Source organism: Nonomuraea insulae (assembly GCF_042656245.1).
The window spans coordinates 275291-294165 of the sequence record NZ_JBHSPA010000073.1; the positions used below are offsets into that span (position 1 = coordinate 275291).

An 18875-nucleotide genomic window follows, 5' to 3' on the forward strand; every position below is an offset into this window, starting at 1 on the left:
AATCACTCGCGGGCCGGGGTCACCCCCGGCCCGCGAGTGATTACCCGCAGTGGATAGACGCAGTACGTCAGCCGCGGTAGAGCTCGGCCACCCGGAAAGCCAGATCGAGTGACTGGCTGCGGTTGAGCCGGGGGTCGCACGCCGTCTCGTAGCGCGTCGCGAGGTCGGTCTCACCGATCTCGTGCCCGCCGCCCACGCACTCGGTCACGTCGTCGCCGGTGAACTCGATGTGGATGCCGCCGGGGTGCGTGCCGAGCGAGCGGTGCACCTCGAAGAAGCCCGCCACCTCGTCGAGCACGTCGTCGAGCCGGCGCGTCTTGTGCCCGCCCGACGCCTCGAAGGTGTTGCCGTGCATCGGGTCGCAGATCCACGCCACCCGGGCCCCGGTCGCGGTGACCTCCTTGACCAGCGCGGGCAGGTGCTCGCGGATCTTGGAGGCGCCCATCCGGGTGATGAACGTGAGCCGCCCGGGCTCGTTGCCCGGGTTGAGCTTGTCGATGAGCGCCAGCGCCTCGGCGGGCGTGGTCGTCGGGCCGAGCTTGACGCCGATCGGGTTGCGGATGCTGGCGAAGAAGTCGACGTGCGCGCTGTCGAGCTGGCGGGTGCGCTCGCCGATCCAGACCATGTGCGCCGACACGTCGTAGGGCAGCCCCGTACGCGAGTCGATGCGCGTGAGCGCCCGGTCGTAGTCGAGGATGAGCGCCTCGTGGGAGGAGTAGAACTCGACGGTGTGGAATTCCTCGGGGTCGGCCCCGCAGGCCCGCATGAACGCGAGCGCCTGGTCGATCTCCCTGGCCAGTTGCTCGTAGCGGCGCCCGGCCGGCGACTCGGCCACGAAGTCCTGGTTCCAGGCGTGCACCTGCCGCAGGTCGGCGTAGCCGCCCTTGGTGAACGCGCGCGCCAGGTTGAGCGTCACCGCCGAGGAGTGGTAGGCCTTGAGCAGCCGCCATGGGTCGGGTTTGCGCGACTCGGGGGTGAAGTCGAACCCGTTGACCATGTCGCCTCGATAGGCGGGCAGCTCGACGCCGTTGCGCACCTCGGTGTTCTTCGACCGCGGCTTGGCGAACTGCCCCGCCACCCGGCCGATCTTCACCACCGGCACCCGGCCCGCGTACGTCAGCACGATGGCCATCTGCAGCAACGTCTTCAGTTTTTGGCGCACGTTGTCGGCCGTGGCGCCGGAGAAGGTCTCGGCGCAGTCGCCGCCCTGCAGGACGAACGCCTCACCGCGGGCGACGGCGGCCAGCTGCTCTTTGAGCTGGTCGCACTCACCCGCGAAGACCAATGGGGGCAGGCCGCCGAGTTCGGCGACAACCTTGTCGAGCTCGCCGCGGTCTGGCCAGTCAGGCTGCTGCGCCGCGGGGAGGGCACGCCAGGAATCGAGATCCACGAGATTGCTGCTCACGAGATACGAGGGTATTCCACTGGCTCGGCCCCACCGACCCCTGTGTCCACGTTGTGAGAATGCGGTTATACGCCTGGGAACCCAGAGGCGGTCAAAGTTCCTTTACCGTTACGTGCTCGGGCCTGATGCCCTGGCCGATGAAGCGCGGGGCCAGCCGGTTGAGCACCGGGATCCGGGTCAGGTCGCGCGGCAGCCCGGAGGGGTCGAAGCGCCGCGTCAGCGCGGGGCCGATGACCCGGTTCTGTACCAGCCGCTGGGCCGCCTGGGTGATCCTGGTGGGCAACATGCGCCGCCGCTGCACGAGGTGCAGCGCCGACTCGGGGATCGGCGTGCCCGTTCTCAGCGCGCCGGCCAGCAGGTTGGCGGTGGCGACCGCGTCCTGCACGGCCAGGTTGATGCCCACCCCGAACACCGGCGACATGGCGTGCGCGGCGTCCCCGATGCACAGGAATCCGGGCCGGTGCCAGCGGCGCAGCCGGTCGATGGCGACGGTGAGCATGCTGACGTCGTCGTAGCTCCTGAGCTGCCCGACCCGGTCGGCCAGCCACGGCAGCAGCCTCGCCACCGGCTCGCGTACCGCGTCGATGCCGGCGTGCTCCAGCGCGGCGTAGCCGCCCTTGGGGATCAGGTACGCCAGTTGCCAGTAGCTCTCCCGGTTGATCGCCACCATCATGTGGCCGGCCGAGATCCGCAGGAACGTGTCGTCCCGGTCGGTGGCGTGCCGGGGCAGCCTGAACCACAACACGTCCATCGGCGCGCCGAGGCTCTCCGTCGCCAGGCCCGCCCGGCCGCGCAGCACCGAGTGCCGCCCGTCGGCGGCGACCGTCAGGTCCGCCCCGATCTCGTGCTCGCCGCTCCCGTCGCGGTAACGCAGCCCGCGCACGACCCCGTCCTCGCGGATCAGGTCGTACGCCTCGGTGTCCATCAGCAGCCGGAACCCCGGGTAGCGCTCGGCCGCCGCCGTGATGAGCTTGAGGAAGTCCCACTGCGGCACGAACGCGATGTAGCGGTACTCGCCGGGCAGCCGGTGCAGGCTGGCGATCTTGATGTCACCGGCGTCGGAGACCATGCTCAGCGAGTACGCCTTCCTGTGCGGCAGCTTCAGGAACTCCTGCGCCAGCCCCAGCTCGTCGAGCACCTGCAGCGTCGAGGGGTGGATCGTGTCACCCCGGAAGTCGCGCAGGAAGTCGCCGTGTTTCTCCAGCAGCGTCACCTCGACGCCGGCCCTGGCCAGGAGCAGGGCGAGCATCGCCCCGGCGGGTCCGCCGCCCGCAATCACGCATCCCATAATTCATCACCCCATGAAATCATCTCACGTCATGTGAAATGAGCAAGGGCCACGGCCATCCGGCGTGCCCGAACAGCCGAAGTACATGCGTGAGCCGCCTCTCACACCAGGGAGTGGATGATGAAAGAGGAACTCCACACCCTCTCTGGCGCCTACGCCGTGCACGCACTGCCGTACGCCGAGTGGGTGCTGTTCGAGGAGCACCTGCACACGTGCCCGGGATGCTCGGCCGAGGTGCGTAACCTGCGGGAGACCGCCGCGAGGCTGGCCGAGGCGGTGGCCGAGCAGCCGCCCGCCAGGCTTCGCGGGCGCCTCCTCCACGCCGCGCACCGCTCGCGGCGTCCCGAGGACCTGCCAGAGCAGGGTCGTGACGACAGCCCCACCGTCTGGAGGCCACCGCAGGAACGCAGGCCCTTGGCCCTGCCGCCCGACGCCCCCACGCTCAGCCTCCCTCAGGAGCCCGCGTTCAGGATGGCTCCGGAGATCGCCGCGACGCCGGAGGCCGGGAACGTGGTGCCGCTGCGGCGGCGGACGAGGTTGACGGCGGCGCTGGCGGCGGTGTCCGCCGCGGCCGCGATCGCGCTGGGCGTGGTGGCCTTCGACGCCCGCCGCGACCTGGGCGAGGCGAGCACCAGGAACGAGGAGCTGGTCGCGGTGCTGGCCGCGCCCGACGCCGAGACGATGCGGCAGCCGGTCACCACCGGCGGCATGGGCACGGTCGTGATCTCGCGCGGCCGGGGGCGCATGGTGTTCACCTCGTCGGGCCTGGCCGGGCTGCCCGAGTCCAAGACCTACGAGTTGTGGCTGATGGGCCCGGACGGCCCCCGCCCGGGCGGGCTGGTCGAGCGGCGGGCGGACGGGGTGAGCGCGCCCATGGTGCTCGCGCCGCTGAACCGCGAGGACCACGTGGCGCTCACGGTCGAGCCCGCGGAGGGCTCCGACAGGCCCACGACGCAGGCCATCATGCTGGCGGAGCTGCCCGAGGCGTGATCTGGACTCGGGGGCCGTGCGGTCCGATAGTGCGATCATGCGCACCTTCGCGGCCCTAGTCCTGGCCGCTTCCCTGTTATCCGCCCCCGCCGCCGAAGCAGCCGCCGGAGCCGCCGTCGAGGCAGCCGCCGGAGCAGCCACCGGAGCAGCCGTCGAGCCCGGCTCGGCCACCGTCGTCCCCGTGCAGGTCACGGGAGCCCCGGCCAAACGCTTCAATCTGATCATCATGGGTGACGGTTACACCGAGGCCGAGCAGGCCGCGTTCAGGGCCGACACCGAGCGGCACCTCAACGTGATGTGGTCGATCGAGCCGTTCAAGTCCTACCGCAACTACATCAACGTCTACCGGATCGACATCGTCTCGGGGGAGTCGGGCATCAGCTGTGACCCCGGGCTGGACGCGCCGCGCCGTACGACGCCGCTGAGCATGGGCTTCTGGGGCCGCTGCAACCCGGGCAGCGTTCAGCGCCTGATCACCATGGACAACGCCGCCGCCACCCGCTACGCCGACCTGGTCACCGGCACCACGACCGGCAACCGGCAGATCCTCGCACTGGGCAACAGCGGCACGTACGGCGGCGCCGGCGGCTCGTACGCCACCGCCTCCGGCAGCAACAGCATGTCCGCCCTGATCAGCCCGCACGAACTGGGCCACTCCCTGGGCGGCCTGCAGGACGAGTACGACTACTACCAGCGCGGTGTCCCCGGCGGCGCCTACCCGGGCCCCGAGCCGGACAGCGCCCACCACACCCTGCTGACCGAGCGGGAGATGAGCGAGCGGCAGGCGAAGTGGTGGCGCTGGCTGGGCGAGCCCAGCGAGTCGGGCGGCCCGATCGGCCGCTACGAGGGCGGCCTCTACTACACGACCGGCGTGTGGCGGCCCAGCGCGCACTCCATGATGAAGACGCTCGGCTACTACCTCGACCAGGTCAGCCGCGAGGTCATGGTGCGGCGCATCACCGCCAAGACCATGGTCGTCCAGGACTCGGCGCCCGTGGACGCGCCCGTCGGGGCCGACCGGGTGTTGTGGGTCGAGCCGATGCGCCCCGTCTCCCACTCCCTGGTCACGGCCTGGAGCGTGGACGGCAAGCCCCTGCCCGGCGACCGGGACGCCCTCGACCTGCGCACACTCGGCCTCACCGCCGGCACGCACACGGTCACAGCCACCGTCTCCGACCCGACCGAGTTCGTCAGGGACCCGGCCATCAGGACGGCCATCACCAGGACCCGCACCTGGACGGTGGACACCGCGATCACCACCCCGCCGGACGGCGTCGAGCCCGCGTTCGTGTCCTCCACCCCCACAGAACGCCCCCTCGGCCGCGACGACGTCGTTTACGTGGAGACCACGCACCCGGCCGCGACCGTCCCCGAGGTCACCTGGACGCTGAACGGTCACACCTACCAGGGCTCCGACCTGGACCTGGGCGCGCTGAACCTCAAGCGGGGCACGCACACCCTCACCGCCGCCCTCGGCGGCCGGACGCTGAGGTGGACGATCGACGCCACCGGGCCGGGCACGGCGTACGAGCTGTCCGGGCCGCTGGCCCGCGCCGGCGACACCTACGTCTACAACGGCCCCTTCACCATGCGCCTCACCGGCTCCGACGACCGCGACGGCTACGTGGTCTCGGAGTCGCGGGTGGACGGCGACGGCTGGTTCAACTACTTCGGCTGGCCGACCTCCTCGGCCCTGCCGTGGACGTTCTCCGAGCAGGGCACGGTGATCGACTCCCTCGTGTACGGCAAGCTGCCGCGCGGCCGGCACACGATCGAGTACCGCTCCATCGACGCGGCCGGCAACGATGGCGAGCAGAAGAGCTTCACCGTCACCACCATCGCCCCGCCGCCCGCCTGCACCCGCACCGTCACCGGCGTCCACCGCGGCCCGCTCACCGTCACCGGCGGCGTCACCTGCCTCGACGGCGCCCAGGTCACGGGGGCGGTCACCGTGCGGCCCGGCGCCTCCCTGGTGGTCGACGGAGGCCGGATCACCGGCACGCTCACCGCCGTCAGGCCCGCCGAGGTGCATCTGCTCGGCGCCCGCGTCACCGGCGCGCTCGCCGTGAGCGGCGCGGGGAACCTGACCATCGTGGGCGCCGACCTGCGCGGCGCCGCGCTGCTGAGCGGCAACACGGCGCCGATCCTGTCCGGCACCACGGTCAAGGGCGCGCTCGCCTGTCCAGGCGACACGCCCGTGGATCTCGGGGTGCCGAACAAGGGCGCGGGCAAGTGCGCGCGCCTAGCCGACGGGCCCAGGGCGGACGGACGGGACGGAGGCGCGTACGAGGCGGTCGAGCACGCCGGTCAGTGAGGTCGTCGCGAGATCGCGGATCCTGGCGTACTCGTCCTCCGGGTACTGCCGGGGTCCGTTCTCGACCAGCAGGATCAGGTACAGGTAGGCGCGGTAGAGGTCGATCCTGGTCCGGGCCGACGGGGTGAGCTCCAGCGGCGTCACCTCGCGGTAGCCGGTCAGCAGCGGGTCGTCCTCCTTCAGCTCACCGAAGATCGTCGGCGTGACGAACTCGGCCAGCGGGTCGCCCCAGAAGGCCCGCTCGTGGTCGATGATCGCCTGGATCCGCGGCGGGCCGCTCAGGTCGAGGAAGACGTTGCCCGCCCACACGTCGAAGTGCACCAGCCGCGGCGTCGTCACCTCCTCCAGCGCGGGCGCCGCGGCCTCCAGCACCGCCATGATCTCCGCGCGCGGGCGCGGCAGCGGGGTCGGGTAGCGCTCGGTGTCGCCGAGCAGCGCCGCCGCCATCGCCAGGAACGCCTCCCGCCACGTCGCGCCCACGATCCCGGCGTGCGGGTAGCCGAACACCTCGCCCGTCACCGCGTTGAACCTGGCCAGATGGCCGCCCAGCTCTCTGCGCAGCGCGGCCTCGCCTTCGGGCTTGACGTCGTTCCACGACACGCCGTCCAGCGCGGCCAGCACCAGGTAGTCGCCGCCCAGGACCGGGTCGTCGAACCCGGCCCCCAGCAGCCCCGCCACCGGCACGCCCGCCTCCAGCGCCAGGCCGATGGCGGCGGCCTCCATGCGCAGCAGGTTGCGCTCGTAGCTGAGCTGCTCCAGGTCGGGTGGCGGTGACAGCTTGAGCACGACCTCGCGGCCGTCGTCCAGCTTCAGCCGCCAGACGGCGTTGGCGTATCCGTCGGTCAGCTCGGTCGCGGACGTGACGCCCGTGCCGACCGCCCGGCGTACGAGCGCGTCGAGCTCAGCCTCCGTTAACCGGCGTTTCGTCCTGCTGTCCACAGGGCCCCTCTCGCGATGTCACGCCGATTCCCGGCGCACCAGGTGGGTGTCGAGGATCACGACCGGCTGGCGCAGCTCCTCGCCATGGATGCGCGCCACGAGCAGCTGCGCCATCTGCCGGCCCATGGCCTCGGTCGGCTGGTGGACGGTGGTCAGGGGCGGGTCGGCGTGCAGGGCGGCCTTCGAGTCGTCGAACCCGATCACCGCCACGTCTCCCGGGACCCTGCGCCCCTCGGCCTTGAGCACGCGCATCGCGCCCAGGGCCATCGGGTCGGACGCCGCGAAGACGGCGTCGAGCTCGGGATGAGTGCGCAGCAACTCGGCCATCGCGGCGGCGCCGCTGTGTTCGGAGAAGTCACCATAGGCCACCAGTTCCTGCAGGCCGGAGGGCAGCAGCGCGTCGCGGTAGCCCGAGAGGCGGTCGACGCCCACGCCCATGTCCTGGGACCCGGCGATCGTGGCGATCGCGGTGCGGCCGAGGCCCAGCAGGTGTTTGACCGCCTGCCGGGCTCCTGCCCTGTTGTCCATGTCCACGTAGCTGTAGGGGTCGAGGCCGACGGGCCTGCCGCCGAGCACGGTCGGCACGCCCATCGCCTCCAGCCTGCCCGGCAGCGGGTCGGCGCCGTGCAGCGACAGCAGCAGCACGCCATCGACGTGCTGCCCCGTCAGGTAGTGCTCCAGCCGCGAGTGCTCCTCCGGGGTGCGCGCCATCGCCAGGATGAGCTGCAACCCGGTCTCGGCCAGCGCCGAGCCGATGCCGCGGATGGTGCCCGCGAAATACGGCTCGTCGAAGACCCGGAACTGGGACTCGGACACCACCAGCGCCACTGTGTCCGTGCGGCGCGTGACAAGCGCCCGCGCCGCGCGGTTGGGCACGTAGCCCAGCTCGCGGATCGCCACCTCCACGGCCTCGCGGGCCTTGGCGCTGACGTTCGGCGAGCCATTGATGACTCTCGACACCGTGCCTCGGCCCACTCCGGCCCGAGCAGCGACTGCCTCAAGAGTCGGTCGGTTCATGGCGCCTATTCTGCCGGATGATCTCCGAGTACCAGAGCGCGCTGTCCTTGAGCAGCCGCTCCTGCGTATCGAAGTCCACGTGCACCAGGCCGAATCGTTTGCCGTAACCCCAGGCCCACTCGAAGTTGTCCATCAGTGACCAGGCGAAATACCCTTCCAGGGGCACGCCCGCGTCGATGGCCTCCTTGCAGGCCCCCAGATGCGCCCGCAGATATTCCTGCCGCTCGAGATCGTGGACCCGTCCGTCGAGGAGCACGTCGTCGAAGGCGGAGCCGTTCTCCGAGACCACCATCGGGATCGGCGGGTAGTCCCGCGCCACCCGGGTGAGGATCTCCACCAGGCCGCCCTCGTCGATCTCCCAGCCCATCGCGGTGACGGGCCGGCCGCCGTTGACGAAGGACACGTGCTCGCTGCCCACCCACGGAGAAGCCGAGTCCGTGGGGGCCGCCGCCGCCGACGCCTTGCCGCCTGGTGCTCCCGAGACCGTGAAGCGGCTGTAGTAGTTGACGAGCAGCACGTCGATGGGCGAGGAGATGATCTTCATGTCGCCCGGCTCGACGAGGTCGGGCTCCATCTGCAGGTCGACGAGCACGTCCTCCGGGTATTGACCCGTCAGCAGGGCGTCGAGGAAGAAGCGGTTCTGCAGCCCGTCGATGCGCCGCGCCGCGTCCTGATCCCGCTCGCTGTCGGTCTCGGGGGTGACCGCGTACAGGTTCACGCAGCCGCCGACCCGCCGCGCGCCCATGGCCTGGACGGCCAGTCCGTGGGCCAGGTTGAGGTGGTGCGCGCCCCTGATCGCGTTCTGCGGCTCGCGCCTGCCGGGGGCGTGCTCGCCCGAGGCGTAGCCGAGGAACGCGGCGCACCACGGCTCGTTGACGGTGCTGAAGGTGTGCACGTGATCCTTCAGCGCGTCGTGCACGGCCGCCGCGTAGTCGGCGAAGCGGTAGGCCGTGTCGCGGTTGGGCCAGCCGCCCTGATCCTCCAGCGCCTGGGGCAGGTCCCAGTGATAGAGGGTGAGCCAGGGATCGATGCCGTGCCGCAGGAGCTCGTCGGTGAGCCGCTTGTAGAAGTCCAGGCCCTTCTGGTTGATCGCGCCGGAGCCGTCCGGCTGGATCCGGGGCCAGGAGACGGAGAACCGGTAGGCCGTCAGGCCCAGGTCCGCCATGATCGCGACGTCTTCGGCGAACCGGTGGTAGTGATCCATGGCCACGTCACCATGGTGGCCGTTGAGCACCCTGCCCGGGGTCTTGGTGAAGGTGTCCCAGATGGAGGTGCCACGCCCGTCCTCGGTGACGGCGCCCTCGATCTGGTACGCCGACGTCGCCGCGCCGAACGCGAAACCAGTGGGGAAGCGCAGGCCGGCACGCGTCTGTTCCTCTTGAGTCGTCACGCCTTGACCGCACCTTCCATGAGTCCGCCGACGATCTGGCGGCCGAATGCAACGAATACCGCGATGAGCGGGATGATGGACAACGCCGTACCCGCGAAGATCAACGTGTAGTTCGTCGAGAACCTGGCGTTGAGCGAGGTGATCGCGATCTGCACGGTCGGGTTGTCGGGGGTGAGCACGATCAGCGGCCACATGAAGTCGTTCCACATGAGCATGAACGTGTTGATGCCGAGCACGGCCATGCCGGGCCGCACGGCGGGCAGCACGACGTTCCACCAGATGCGCAGCGTGGCGGCGCCGTCCACGCGGGCGGCCTCGACCAGCTCCATCGGCACGGCCTGCCGCGTGTACTGCGTCATCAGGAACACGCCGAACCCGTTGAGCAGGTACGGCAGGATGACCGCCTTGAGCGTGCCCGTCCACTCCAGGCTCACCATGAGCCGGTAGAGCGGCACCACGCCCATCTGCTGCAGCGGCACCGCCATCGTGAGCAGCACGAGCAGCAGCAGCAGGTTGCGGCCCCTGAAGTTCAGGTTGGCGAACGAGAAGCCGGCCAGCGTCGAGATGATCACGACGGAGACCGTGACGATGCTCGCCACGATGAACGAGTTCGTCAGGCCCAGCAGGAACTTGGCGTCCTCGTTGTTGAGCACCGCGACGATGTTCTCGCCCAGGTTCCCGCCGGGCAGGAACGGCGGCGGCACCGACACCGCGTCGGCGTTGGTCCGCGAGGCGATGACCAGCATCCAGTACAGCGGGAACGCCGACAGGAAGATGGCCAGCCCCAGCATGACCCTGGTGAGGACGGTCGGTTTCCAGGTGGTCATTTCGTGCCCCCGATCCTGCGCACGAACAGGAAGTTGATCGCCGCTCCGATGAGAATGAGCAGGAACAGCAGCCAGGCGGCCGCGGCGGCGTAGCCGTAGTCGAACTCGCGGAAGCCCTGCTTGACGATGAACATGGCCACCGTCTGGAACTGGCCCTGCGAGCCGCCGTCGACGTTGCCGTTGTAGAACGTGGTCGGCTCGGAGAACAGCGTCAGGCCGCCGATCGTGGAGTTGAGCACCACGAAGATCATGGTCGGGCGCAACATCGGCAGCGTGATCTGCCAGAACTGCCTGCGCCTGGACGCACCGTCGATCGCCGCGGCCTCGTACAGGTCGCGCGGGATCGTCTGCATGCCGGCCAGGAAGATGATCGCGTTGTAGCCGGTCCAGCGCCAGTCCACCATGGTCGCGATCGCGATCCAGGACGGGAGACGCTCGGCGCGCCAGTTCGTGTTGTCGATCCCGAGCCCGCCCAGGATCCAGTTGACCAGGCCCCAGTCACGGGCGTAGAGCTGCGTGAACACGACCGCGACCGCCACCACCGACGTGACGAGCGGCAACAGGACGCTCATCCGGATCGCCAGGCGGAACCGGAAGCGCTTGTTCAGCGCGTTGGCCAGGAACAGGGCCAGCAACATCTGGGGGACGGTGGCGAGGAGGAACATGCCCACCGTGTTCGCCACGGCCCGCCAGAAGTCGTCGTCCGCCAGCAGCGCGGTGTAGTTGCCCAGCCCGGCCCACTCCGTGGTCCCGGCCAGGTCGTAGTCGTAGAGCGAGTAGTAGAGCGTGAAGGCCAGCGGGAACAGCCCGAAGGCGGCGAACAGCAGGAAATACGGGGACACCAGGGCATACGGCATCGCCTTGACGTCCATCTTGGAACGCCAGCGGCGGCCGGGCGGATGGTCACGGCGGTGGGTCCTGGCCGCCCGCGGAAGGGTGTCGAGACTCATAACAGACCTTTCAGCGGCAACATGCCCGGCCCGCTCCTGGCGGGCCGGGCCGGGAAGATCAGCCCGCGGCCTTGACCGCGTCGTCGACCAGCTGCTGCCAGGCCTTGTCGTAGGGGACGGAGCCGTCGTCCATGCCCTGGATGACCGACTCGATGGCGTTCTTGACCTGGGCGTGCTTCACGCCGAGGAAGACCGGCTGGAGGCTCGACGCCGACTTGGCGAAGATCTCACCGATGGGGGCGTCGTTGAAGAACTCGTTCTTGGCGCCCTGAACCGTGGGGTCCTGCTGGGCCTTGGTGTTGCTCGGCATGTTGCCGAAGTCGGTGAAGATGCTCGCCTCGGTCTGCGCCTGCGTCAGGTAGTCGGCCACCTGGGCCGCTTCCTTCGGGTGCTTCGTCTGCTTCGGCACGGCCAGCCAGGAGCCGCCCCAGTTGCCGCCGCCACCGGGCACCGAGGCCACGTCCCACTTGCCCTTGCCGTCGTCGCCGGCGTTGCCGCTGACCACGCCGAGCATCCACGAGGGGCAGCCGACCGTGGCGAACGAGCCCTTCTGGGTGCCCGCCGCCCACTCGTCGGTGAAGTTGCGCAGCTTGGCGGTCAGCCCCTGCTGGCTCATCTTCGTGGCGAAGTCGAAGCCCGACTTCACCGCCGGGTTCTTGTCGACGATGAGGTTGTTGTCCTTGTCGAAGTAGGTGACGTTGCCGTTCTTGGCCGCCTCCTGGTACAGGACCACCTGGTACAGCGTGTTGGTGCCGTCAGCCCACTTGGTGTCCTTGACCTTCGACTGGAACTTCTGGCCCACCGTCATGAACTCGTCCCACGTCGGCCACAGCGCGCTGACCTCCTCGCGGTCCGTCGCCAGGCCGGCCTTCTCGAACAGGTCCTTGCGGTAGCAGATGCTCATGCCGCCGATGTCGGTGCCGAGGCCGAACAGCTTGCCGTCGGCCGAGACGCCGTTCTCCCACTTCCACGCGGGGAAGTCGGCCTTGCGCGACTCCAGGCCCTGCTCCTTGAGGTCGGACCACCATTCCGGGTGCGCCTTGGCCAGGCCCATGCCGCCCTCGTCGATGCCGACCACGTCGCCCGCGCCGTTGCCGGCCTGCAGCCACTGGATCATCTGGGGCCAGTACTGCTGCTCGAACTGGTCGGTGAGGTGCTCCTCCTTGATCTGGATGTCCTTGTGCTCGGCGTTCCACTTGGTGATGGCGTTCTTGTAGCCGAAGTTGCTGCCGCCGCCGAAGGTCTGCACGCGGATCGTGACCGGCTCAGCCGCCGCCGAGGAGGCGGGAGCGCTGGACTCCGGAGTGCTGCCGGAACCACAGGACGCGACGGCCAGCGCCGCCGCGGCCAGGGCCGATGCCGCGGCAAGACCGCCGCGACGCTTGCGGATCATCATGGTGGACCCCTTCTCGGGTGAATGTTGGGGGGAGAGCACCGCGGCATGCGCTCCGCCGCGGTGGGAGTCTTTGGGAGCGCTCCCACAAAGGGTGCACTTATGGGGTCTGCACGTCAATCCCGCGAAACGTAACCGTTACCAATGGTGCGGTTTATCACTCTGAGACCGGATTCTGGGGCAGGTATCACCCAAAGAGCTGATTGGGAGCGCTCCCATCACAAGAGGTCGTTTTTGTGTCGCATCAAGGGCATGTCACCCGCACAGAGTGCCGTTTCGCCGCCTTACAACCCCCAGTCACCACGCACGGCGCGCCGGCGGCGGGGCGTGATCGTCGGGGCCGAGCGCGCCGGTGATGAGTTCGCGAGCGCTCTCTCCGTACACGCAGACCTTGGCCAGTGCCGTGAACGCCTTCTCGTAGACGGCGATGTCGTCGGGTTTCGTGATCCGGAACTGGGCCGCCACCCCGTCCACCCGGACCTCCGCCGTGTCGTACAGCCAGAAGTTCTCCGGCGGCATGACGGGCGGGCGGACGGCGGACGGCAGGATGCCCAGGCTGAGGTTGGAGTGTTCGCGGGTGTAGCCGGTGAGCCGGTCGAGCTGGTCGTCCATCGCGGCGCCCGTCACCATGGGGGTGCGCAGGGCCTGCTCGCCGAGGAGGCACACGAACGTCCTGGTGTCGGTGAGGCTGTCCTGCTGCGCGAGACGGGCCGCCACGGCGCGGTCGAGGTCGTCGGGGGTCCCTCTGAAGTCGATGATCGTGGACAGGTGGGCGCGGGCGTAGTCCTCGGTCTGGAGCAGGCCGGGCACGGCCGAGTGTTGCCACACCCGCAGCCGGCCGGTGCGCTCGTACAGGGAGACGAACGCCTCCTGGACCTCGCCGAGGCCGGTGCGTTCGAGGCGGCGCCACTCGGTGTACATCGCGTCGATGCCGCGCACGCGGGCGATGAGGTCGGGGATCTCGCCCTCGGCGCCGCACGCGGTGGCCCAGGCCCTGAGGTCCTCGACGGTGGGCAGCTGGGCGGCGTTCTCGATCTTGCTGATCCGGGCCTTGCGCCCCGGCCGGCCCATGGCCTCGGCGAGGCGGTCGCCGGTCAGGGGGTCGCCGTCGGCGGGGTGCAGGCGGAGCTCCCTGAGCCGGTCGGCGAGGGCCTTCCTGGCGTCCGCGATCTTGTCGTGACTCGGCACGAGACCACCTCTTGGACGGGTGCGGTGATACCTTATAGTAGTCGTAAGGATACTTAGAGTGAAGATGAAGTTTCTCGAATATCTTGGAGAAACCTGTGGCGGGTCCAGCCCCAACCGGAGCGACGCCCTGCGCTGCCTAGATCGTCCCTACTAAAGTGGGCCTTCCGTGATCTGACGACAGCATGGCGGGACAGTGAGTGGCAGAAGAACATTCTCTCCCCAGGCGGCGCAGGGCGACCCGGTGAGCGCTGATGGCTCGCGCCCCGCGGTGGGCGCCGTGGTCCTGACCATGAACGACCGGCCCGAGGAGTTCCCCGCCGCCATGACCTCCCTGCTGTCACAGGAGGGCATCGAGCTCGACGTGGTGGTGGTCGGCAACGGCTGCGCGCCGGACCAGGTGCCTGATGGCGTGCGGACCGTCGAACTGCCGGCGAACGTGGGCATACCCGAGGGCCGCAACATCGGCGCCGCCAACGTCAAGGGCGACCTGATCTTCTTCTTCGACAACGACGCCGTGCTGCCCGCCCGCGACGCGCTGTGCCGCCTCGCGGCGGAGTTCGGCCGCGACCCGCGCCGCGCCTTCGTCCAGCCACGCATCGCCGACCCGGTCACCGGCCGCACCCTGCGCCGCTGGGTGCCCCGCCTGCGCGCCTCCCGCCCAGAGCGGGCCGGCACCGTAACCGTCATGGCCGAGGGCGTCGTCATGGTGCGCCGCGAGGTGTTCGAGGCCGCCGGAGGGTGGCCCGGCCATTTCTTCCTCTTCCACGAGGGGATCGACCTGGCCTGGCGGTTGTGGGATCGCGGCTGCGTCGGCCACTACGCGCCCGGCGTCGTCGTGCACCATCCGGCCACCGACCCCGGTCGCCATGCCGCCTTCTACCGTCTCAACGCGCGCAACCGGGTCTGGCTGGCCCTGCGCAACCTGCCCGCCCCGCTGATCCCCTTCAACCTCGCCGCCTGGGCCCTGGTGACCCTGTGGCGCTTCCGCGACCCCGCGGCGCTCCGCGCTTCCCTGGCCGGGTTCGCGGAAGGGTGGCGCGGCGGGCACGGCGCCCGCACGCCGATGCGCTGGTCCACCGTGGCCCGGCTCGTCCGGGCGGGACGGCCGCCCATCTGATCAGGAGATATATGGCACGTGTCCATATATTGATATGATTTGTCTTATTTTATAAGACTGATCTACGGTTGGTGGCATGAGTTCCCCCAATCGCTGGGCCATGCTGAGCCTGGGCATGGCCGCACAGGGCGCCGGATGCGTCTTCATGTACGGGCTGCCGTTCCTGCTCCCCGCCATCCAGTCAGAGCTGCACCTCACGCTCGCCCAGGCCGGGATACTCGTCGGCGCGCCCAGCGCGGGGATGCTCTGCACGCTCATCGCCTGGGGCTGGGCCGCCGACCGCTACGGTGAGCGGCTGGCCATGACGGCCGGCCTGACGCTGGCCGCGGTGTTTCTGGGGGCGGCCGCGTTCGCGAGCGATCCGGTGGTGCTGGGTGTGCTGCTCGCCCTGGCGGGGGCCGGGGGAGCGGCGTCCAACGCGGCCAGCGGGCGGGTGGTGCTGGGATGGTTTCCCAAGGAGCGGCGCGGGGTCGCCATGGGGTGGCGGCAGACGGCTCAGCCGCTCGGTGTGGCCGTGGCCGGAGTGGTCGCGCCGAGGTTCGGCACGGTGTCCGGGGCGCTGGTCGCGATGGCCGTGATCTGCGGCGTGACCGCGGTGGCCGTCGGGATGCTGGTGGCCGATCCGCCGCGCGCGTCGGCCGTGCCGGGGCGGCGTGCGGGGTCGCCGTACCGGGACCCGGCGTTGTGGCGGGTGCACGGGGCGAGCATGTTGCTGGTGGTTCCGCAGTTCACCACCTCGGCCTTCGCGTTGACGTACCTGATGGTCGCGCAGGACTGGGACGTCGCCCAGGCCGGTCAGCTCATCGCCGCCGCCCAGTTCGCCGGGGCGGGCGGGCGGTTGTTGTGCGGGACCTGGTCCGATCGGGTGGGCAGCCGGGTGCGCCCCATGCGCTCGCTCGCCGCGATCAACGCCACGGCCATGGTGCTGCTGGCCCTGGCCGCGGCCACATCGTGGGGGACGCCCCTGGTGATCGCGGCGCTGGTCATCTCGATGAGCGGCAACGGGCTGGCCTTCACCGCCGTGTCCGAGTTGGCCGGCGGTTCCTGGGCGGGCCGGGCGCTGGGCACGCAGAACACCGGGCAGAACCTGGTGGCCGCCGCCACCCCGGCCGCCGTCGGTGTGGTGGTCACGGGCGCGGGTTTCGCGGTCGCGTTCGCGGTGGCCGGGGTGCTCGCCCTGGCCGCCGCCTGCGTCACTCCCTCCGAACCCGTCAGTTCGTGACGACCTTCGACGCCACGAGCGAGGCCACCTCCCGCGGCGGGATGTCCGTGGTGTCGATCTCCCGTGTCTCGCGGCGTAGCCAGAGGAGGGCTTCCTCGTAGGCCGGGAGGTGGTTCATCCGCCAGCTGCCGGCATCGTTCACGACGCTGTCCCTCTCGTTCACGATGGTGTCGTTCTCGATGCGGTGGATCAGGGTGTCGCGGTCGGCGTGGAGGAGGAAGTGGTGCAGGGGGATGCCGGCCTTCTCCAGGCCGGTGCGGATCTCCGTCCAGTACTGCTCGATCAGGACCGTCTGGGGGATCACGAGCACGCCGCCGAAATAGTCCAGGAGCTGGGTGGCCGTCTGGACGACCAGCGCCCGCCACGGAGGCCAGTGCTGGAAGTCGGTGACTCGCGGCAGCCGCTTGACGTGGCGGAGCATGCTGCCCACCTGCTCGCTGTCGAAGACCGTCGCCTCCGGCACGATCTTGGCGACCTCCGCGGAGGTGGTGGTCTTGCCCGCGCCGAAGGTTCCGTTGAGCCAAATGATCATTCGAGGGAGAATATCGCCAGAGAGCGCACAATGGGGGGATTATGATCCGGATCGCCGTCTCCGGCCACCGTGGCTTGCCGCCTCAGACCGCCCTGCTGATCGACCAGGCCGTACGGGAGGAGCTGGCCGAGCACTGCCCGGCGATCTCCGGGTTGTCCTGCCTGGCGGACGGGGCCGACCAGATCTTCGCCAGGGCGGTGCTCGACCTCGGCGGAGAGCTGGAAGTGGTGATCCCGGCCGAGGAATACCGCGACGGGCCGCCGGACGTCTTCGACGAGCTGCTGGGCCGCGCGGTCCGGGTCCAGCGCCTGGGCTTCGCGGAGGCCACCGAGCGGGCCTACATGGCGGCGAGCGTGCGCATGCTCGACGGCGCCGAGATGTTGTTCGCCGTCTGGGACGGCCTGCCCGCCCGCGGGCATGGCGGCACCGCCGACGTGGTGGCCGAGGCACGGCGGCGGGGGCTGCCCGTTCGCCTGATCTGGCCGGAAGGAGCCCGGCGCGATCCCGGCTGAGCCCCGGCGAGCTGGGATCGGGCGCGGTCGCCGGAGGCCGCCGGGTCAGCAGGCGGCGGCGCGTTCCTCCAGGAGGGCGCGTTCGCGGGCGTTGCGCGTCATGGCCGCCGCCCGCTCGAACTCGGCCCGCGCCTCCGCCGTCCGCCCCAGCTTGAACAGCAGGTCGCCGCGGACGCTGGGCAGCAGGTGGTAGTCCTTGAGCGACGGCTCGTCCACGATCTGGTCGAGGAGTTCGAGCCCGACCGCGGGACCGTAGGCCATCGACAGCGCCACCGCCCGGTTGAGCTCCACGACGGGGGAGCGGGACAGCCGGGCCAGCGACTCGTACAGGCTCGCGATCCGCAGCCAGTCCGTCTCCTCCGGGATGAGGGCGCGGGCGTGGCAGGCGGCGATGGCCGCCTGCAAGGTGTACGGCCCCAGCGTCCCGGCCAGTGCTTCGGCCAGGTCGAGCGCGGCCAGCCCGCGGCGGATGAGCAGCCGGTCCCAGCGGGCCCTGTTCTGCTCCAGCAGCAGGATCGGCTCACCGGACGGGCCCACGCGGGCGCCCGCGCGGGACGCCTGGATCTCCATGAGGGCGACCAGCCCGTGCACCTCGGGCTCCTTGGGCATCAGGCCCGCCAGCACCCGGCCGAGCCGCAGCGCGTCCTCGCAGAGCGCGGGGCGCATCCAGTCGTCGCCGGCCGTCGCCGAGTAGCCCTCGTTGAAGACGAGGTAGATGACCTCCAGCACGGACGACAGGCGGTCCGCCAGGTCCGCGCTCTGGGGCACCTCGAACGGGATCTTCCTGTCGGCCAGCGTGCGCTTGGCGCGCACGACGCGCTGGGCCACGGTGGACTCCGGGACCAGGAACGCCCGCGCGATCTCGTCGGTGGTCAGGCCGCCGAGCACCCGCAGCGTCAGCGCCACCCGCGCCTCCATCGACAGCGCGGGGTGGCAGGCGGTGAAGACCAGCCGCAGCAGGTCGTCCTCGATCTCGTCGACCTCGGGCAGCTCCTCCTCCAGGTCGACGCGGTGCCCGAGCTCGATGAGGTTGCGCTGGAGGCGTTCGTTCCTGCGGATCAGGTCGATGGCGCGGCGCTTGGAGACGGTCATCAGCCAGGCGCCGGGGTTGCGCGGCACGCCGGACTCCGGCCACTGCTCCAGGGCGGCGACCAGCGCGTCCTGCGCCAGCTCCTCGGCCAGGCCGACGTCGCGCACCAGCCCGGCGAGCCCGGCGATGAGCCGGGCCGCCTCGATGCGCCAAACCGCCTCGATCGCGCGATGCGTGTCGGTAGCCGTCACGGGCCCATCAGACCAGCGGCCACGCGCGGATGGCAAGCGGCGGCCATCGGTGGTCCGCGAGCCTCACGCGCCGGGTTCGGTCACGCGCAGGCGCTCGCGCAGCACCTCCTCGCGCTCGCGCTCCTCCGCCGGCATCGAGTCGTCCGGCACGTCCGCCGCGTCGAACACCCGCCACACGTCCAGCGCGACCCCCTCGCCCCCCGGCGGCACCGGAAGCCGCAGGGCCCACTCGATGGCCTCCTCGCGCGACTTGACCTGGATCAGCCAGAAGCCGGCGATGAGCTCCTTGGCCTCGGTGAACGGCCCGTCGATCACGGACGCCTTCCCGCCGCTGTAGGCGATCTGCGCCCCCTCCGAGCTGGGGTAGAGGCCCTCACCGGCCAGCAGCACCCCCGCCTTGGCCAGCGACTCGTTGTAGGCGATCATGTCGTCCACGAGCTCCTGGCTGGGCAGCGCCCCGGCCTCGGTCTCCGCGTTGGCCTTGCCCACGATCATGAACTTCATCGGTGT

Annotated in this window: 17 protein-coding genes; 5 read left to right on the forward strand and 12 right to left on the reverse strand. The window is 70.3% G+C overall.

What is annotated here, in order from left to right; translation table 11 throughout:
• Window positions 1-67 precede the first annotated feature (67 nt).
• Both ACFPZ3_RS51065 and ACFPZ3_RS51070 read right to left on the reverse strand, forming a co-directional pair.
• Complete coding sequence (locus tag ACFPZ3_RS51065) at window positions 68-1405, reverse strand: class II 3-deoxy-7-phosphoheptulonate synthase (RefSeq protein WP_379521695.1); 1338 nt, start codon at window positions 1403-1405, stop codon at window positions 68-70.
• Window positions 1406-1496: 91 nt separating this feature from the next.
• Window positions 1497-2693 (reverse strand): FAD-dependent oxidoreductase, encoded by a 1197-nt coding sequence (locus ACFPZ3_RS51070; RefSeq protein WP_379521696.1) that lies wholly within the window; start codon window positions 2691-2693, stop codon window positions 1497-1499.
• Window positions 2694-2813: 120 nt separating this feature from the next.
• Here ACFPZ3_RS51070 and ACFPZ3_RS51075 point away from each other — a divergent pair, with 120 nt between their 5' ends.
• Together ACFPZ3_RS51075 and ACFPZ3_RS51080 are read left to right on the forward strand one after the other, a co-directional pair.
• On the forward strand, window positions 2814-3683 hold the full coding sequence (locus tag ACFPZ3_RS51075; RefSeq protein ID WP_379521697.1) for an anti-sigma factor: 870 nt from the start codon (window positions 2814-2816) through the stop codon (window positions 3681-3683).
• A gap of 37 nt (window positions 3684-3720) precedes the next feature.
• On the forward strand, window positions 3721-5997 hold the full coding sequence (locus ACFPZ3_RS51080; protein WP_379521698.1) for a M64 family metallopeptidase: 2277 nt from the start codon (window positions 3721-3723) through the stop codon (window positions 5995-5997).
• Here the strand turns inward: ACFPZ3_RS51080 and ACFPZ3_RS51085 are convergent.
• The 7 genes from ACFPZ3_RS51085 to ACFPZ3_RS51115 all read right to left on the reverse strand — a co-directional run bounded on the left by ACFPZ3_RS51085 (window position 5926) and on the right by ACFPZ3_RS51115 (window position 13701).
• Window positions 5926-6936 (reverse strand): phosphotransferase family protein, encoded by a 1011-nt coding sequence (locus tag ACFPZ3_RS51085; protein WP_379521699.1) that lies wholly within the window; start codon window positions 6934-6936, stop codon window positions 5926-5928. The two genes, ACFPZ3_RS51080 and ACFPZ3_RS51085, sit on opposite strands and share 72 nt — an antisense overlap.
• Before the next feature lie 18 nt (window positions 6937-6954).
• Window positions 6955-7953: a LacI family DNA-binding transcriptional regulator gene (locus tag ACFPZ3_RS51090; protein WP_379521700.1), complete on the reverse strand. Its 999-nt coding sequence runs from the start codon at window positions 7951-7953 to the stop codon at window positions 6955-6957.
• Window positions 7934-9343, reverse strand: coding sequence for a GH1 family beta-glucosidase (locus ACFPZ3_RS51095; protein WP_379521701.1), 1410 nt, complete (start codon window positions 9341-9343; stop codon window positions 7934-7936). The genes ACFPZ3_RS51090 and ACFPZ3_RS51095 overlap by 20 nt, the downstream gene beginning before the upstream one ends.
• Window positions 9340-10170, reverse strand: coding sequence for a carbohydrate ABC transporter permease (locus tag ACFPZ3_RS51100; RefSeq protein ID WP_379521702.1), 831 nt, complete (start codon window positions 10168-10170; stop codon window positions 9340-9342). Before ACFPZ3_RS51100 ends, ACFPZ3_RS51095 begins: the two co-directional genes overlap by 4 nt.
• Entirely contained in the window at window positions 10167-11120 is a 954-nt protein-coding gene (locus ACFPZ3_RS51105) for a carbohydrate ABC transporter permease (RefSeq protein ID WP_379521703.1), read from the reverse strand. Before ACFPZ3_RS51105 ends, ACFPZ3_RS51100 begins: the two co-directional genes overlap by 4 nt.
• A gap of 58 nt (window positions 11121-11178) precedes the next feature.
• Window positions 11179-12516, reverse strand: coding sequence for an ABC transporter substrate-binding protein (locus ACFPZ3_RS51110; RefSeq protein ID WP_379521704.1), 1338 nt, complete (start codon window positions 12514-12516; stop codon window positions 11179-11181).
• Window positions 12517-12810: 294 nt separating this feature from the next.
• The gene (locus tag ACFPZ3_RS51115; protein WP_379521705.1) at window positions 12811-13701 is read right to left on the reverse strand and encodes a helix-turn-helix domain-containing protein; all 891 of its coding nucleotides are present in this window, start codon (window positions 13699-13701) and stop codon (window positions 12811-12813) included.
• A gap of 241 nt (window positions 13702-13942) precedes the next feature.
• Here ACFPZ3_RS51115 and ACFPZ3_RS51120 point away from each other — a divergent pair, with 241 nt between their 5' ends.
• Window positions 13943-14818, forward strand: a complete 876-nt coding sequence (locus tag ACFPZ3_RS51120; protein WP_379521706.1) for a glycosyltransferase family 2 protein — start codon at window positions 13943-13945, stop codon at window positions 14816-14818.
• Window positions 14819-14894: 76 nt separating this feature from the next.
• Window positions 14895-16040: an MFS transporter gene (locus tag ACFPZ3_RS51125; RefSeq protein WP_379521707.1), complete on the forward strand. Its 1146-nt coding sequence runs from the start codon at window positions 14895-14897 to the stop codon at window positions 16038-16040.
• Here ACFPZ3_RS51125 and ACFPZ3_RS51130 read toward each other — a convergent pair.
• Window positions 16030-16572: an AAA family ATPase gene (locus tag ACFPZ3_RS51130; protein ID WP_379521708.1), complete on the reverse strand. Its 543-nt coding sequence runs from the start codon at window positions 16570-16572 to the stop codon at window positions 16030-16032. The two genes, ACFPZ3_RS51125 and ACFPZ3_RS51130, sit on opposite strands and share 11 nt — an antisense overlap.
• A 41-nt stretch (window positions 16573-16613) precedes the next feature.
• On the opposite strand from ACFPZ3_RS51130, the gene ACFPZ3_RS51135 reads away from it, so the two are divergent.
• A complete protein-coding gene (locus ACFPZ3_RS51135; protein ID WP_379521709.1) occupies window positions 16614-17084 on the forward strand; it encodes a hypothetical protein in 471 nt (156 codons plus the stop codon).
• Between the two features lie 45 nt (window positions 17085-17129).
• On the opposite strand, the gene ACFPZ3_RS51140 is transcribed toward ACFPZ3_RS51135, so the two are convergent.
• On the reverse strand, window positions 17130-18365 hold the full coding sequence (locus ACFPZ3_RS51140; RefSeq protein ID WP_379521710.1) for an RNA polymerase sigma factor: 1236 nt from the start codon (window positions 18363-18365) through the stop codon (window positions 17130-17132).
• A gap of 63 nt (window positions 18366-18428) precedes the next feature.
• Window positions 18429-18869, reverse strand: a complete 441-nt coding sequence (locus tag ACFPZ3_RS51145) for a YciI family protein (RefSeq protein ID WP_379521711.1) — start codon at window positions 18867-18869, stop codon at window positions 18429-18431.
• Between the last annotated feature and the right edge of the window lie 6 nt (window positions 18870-18875).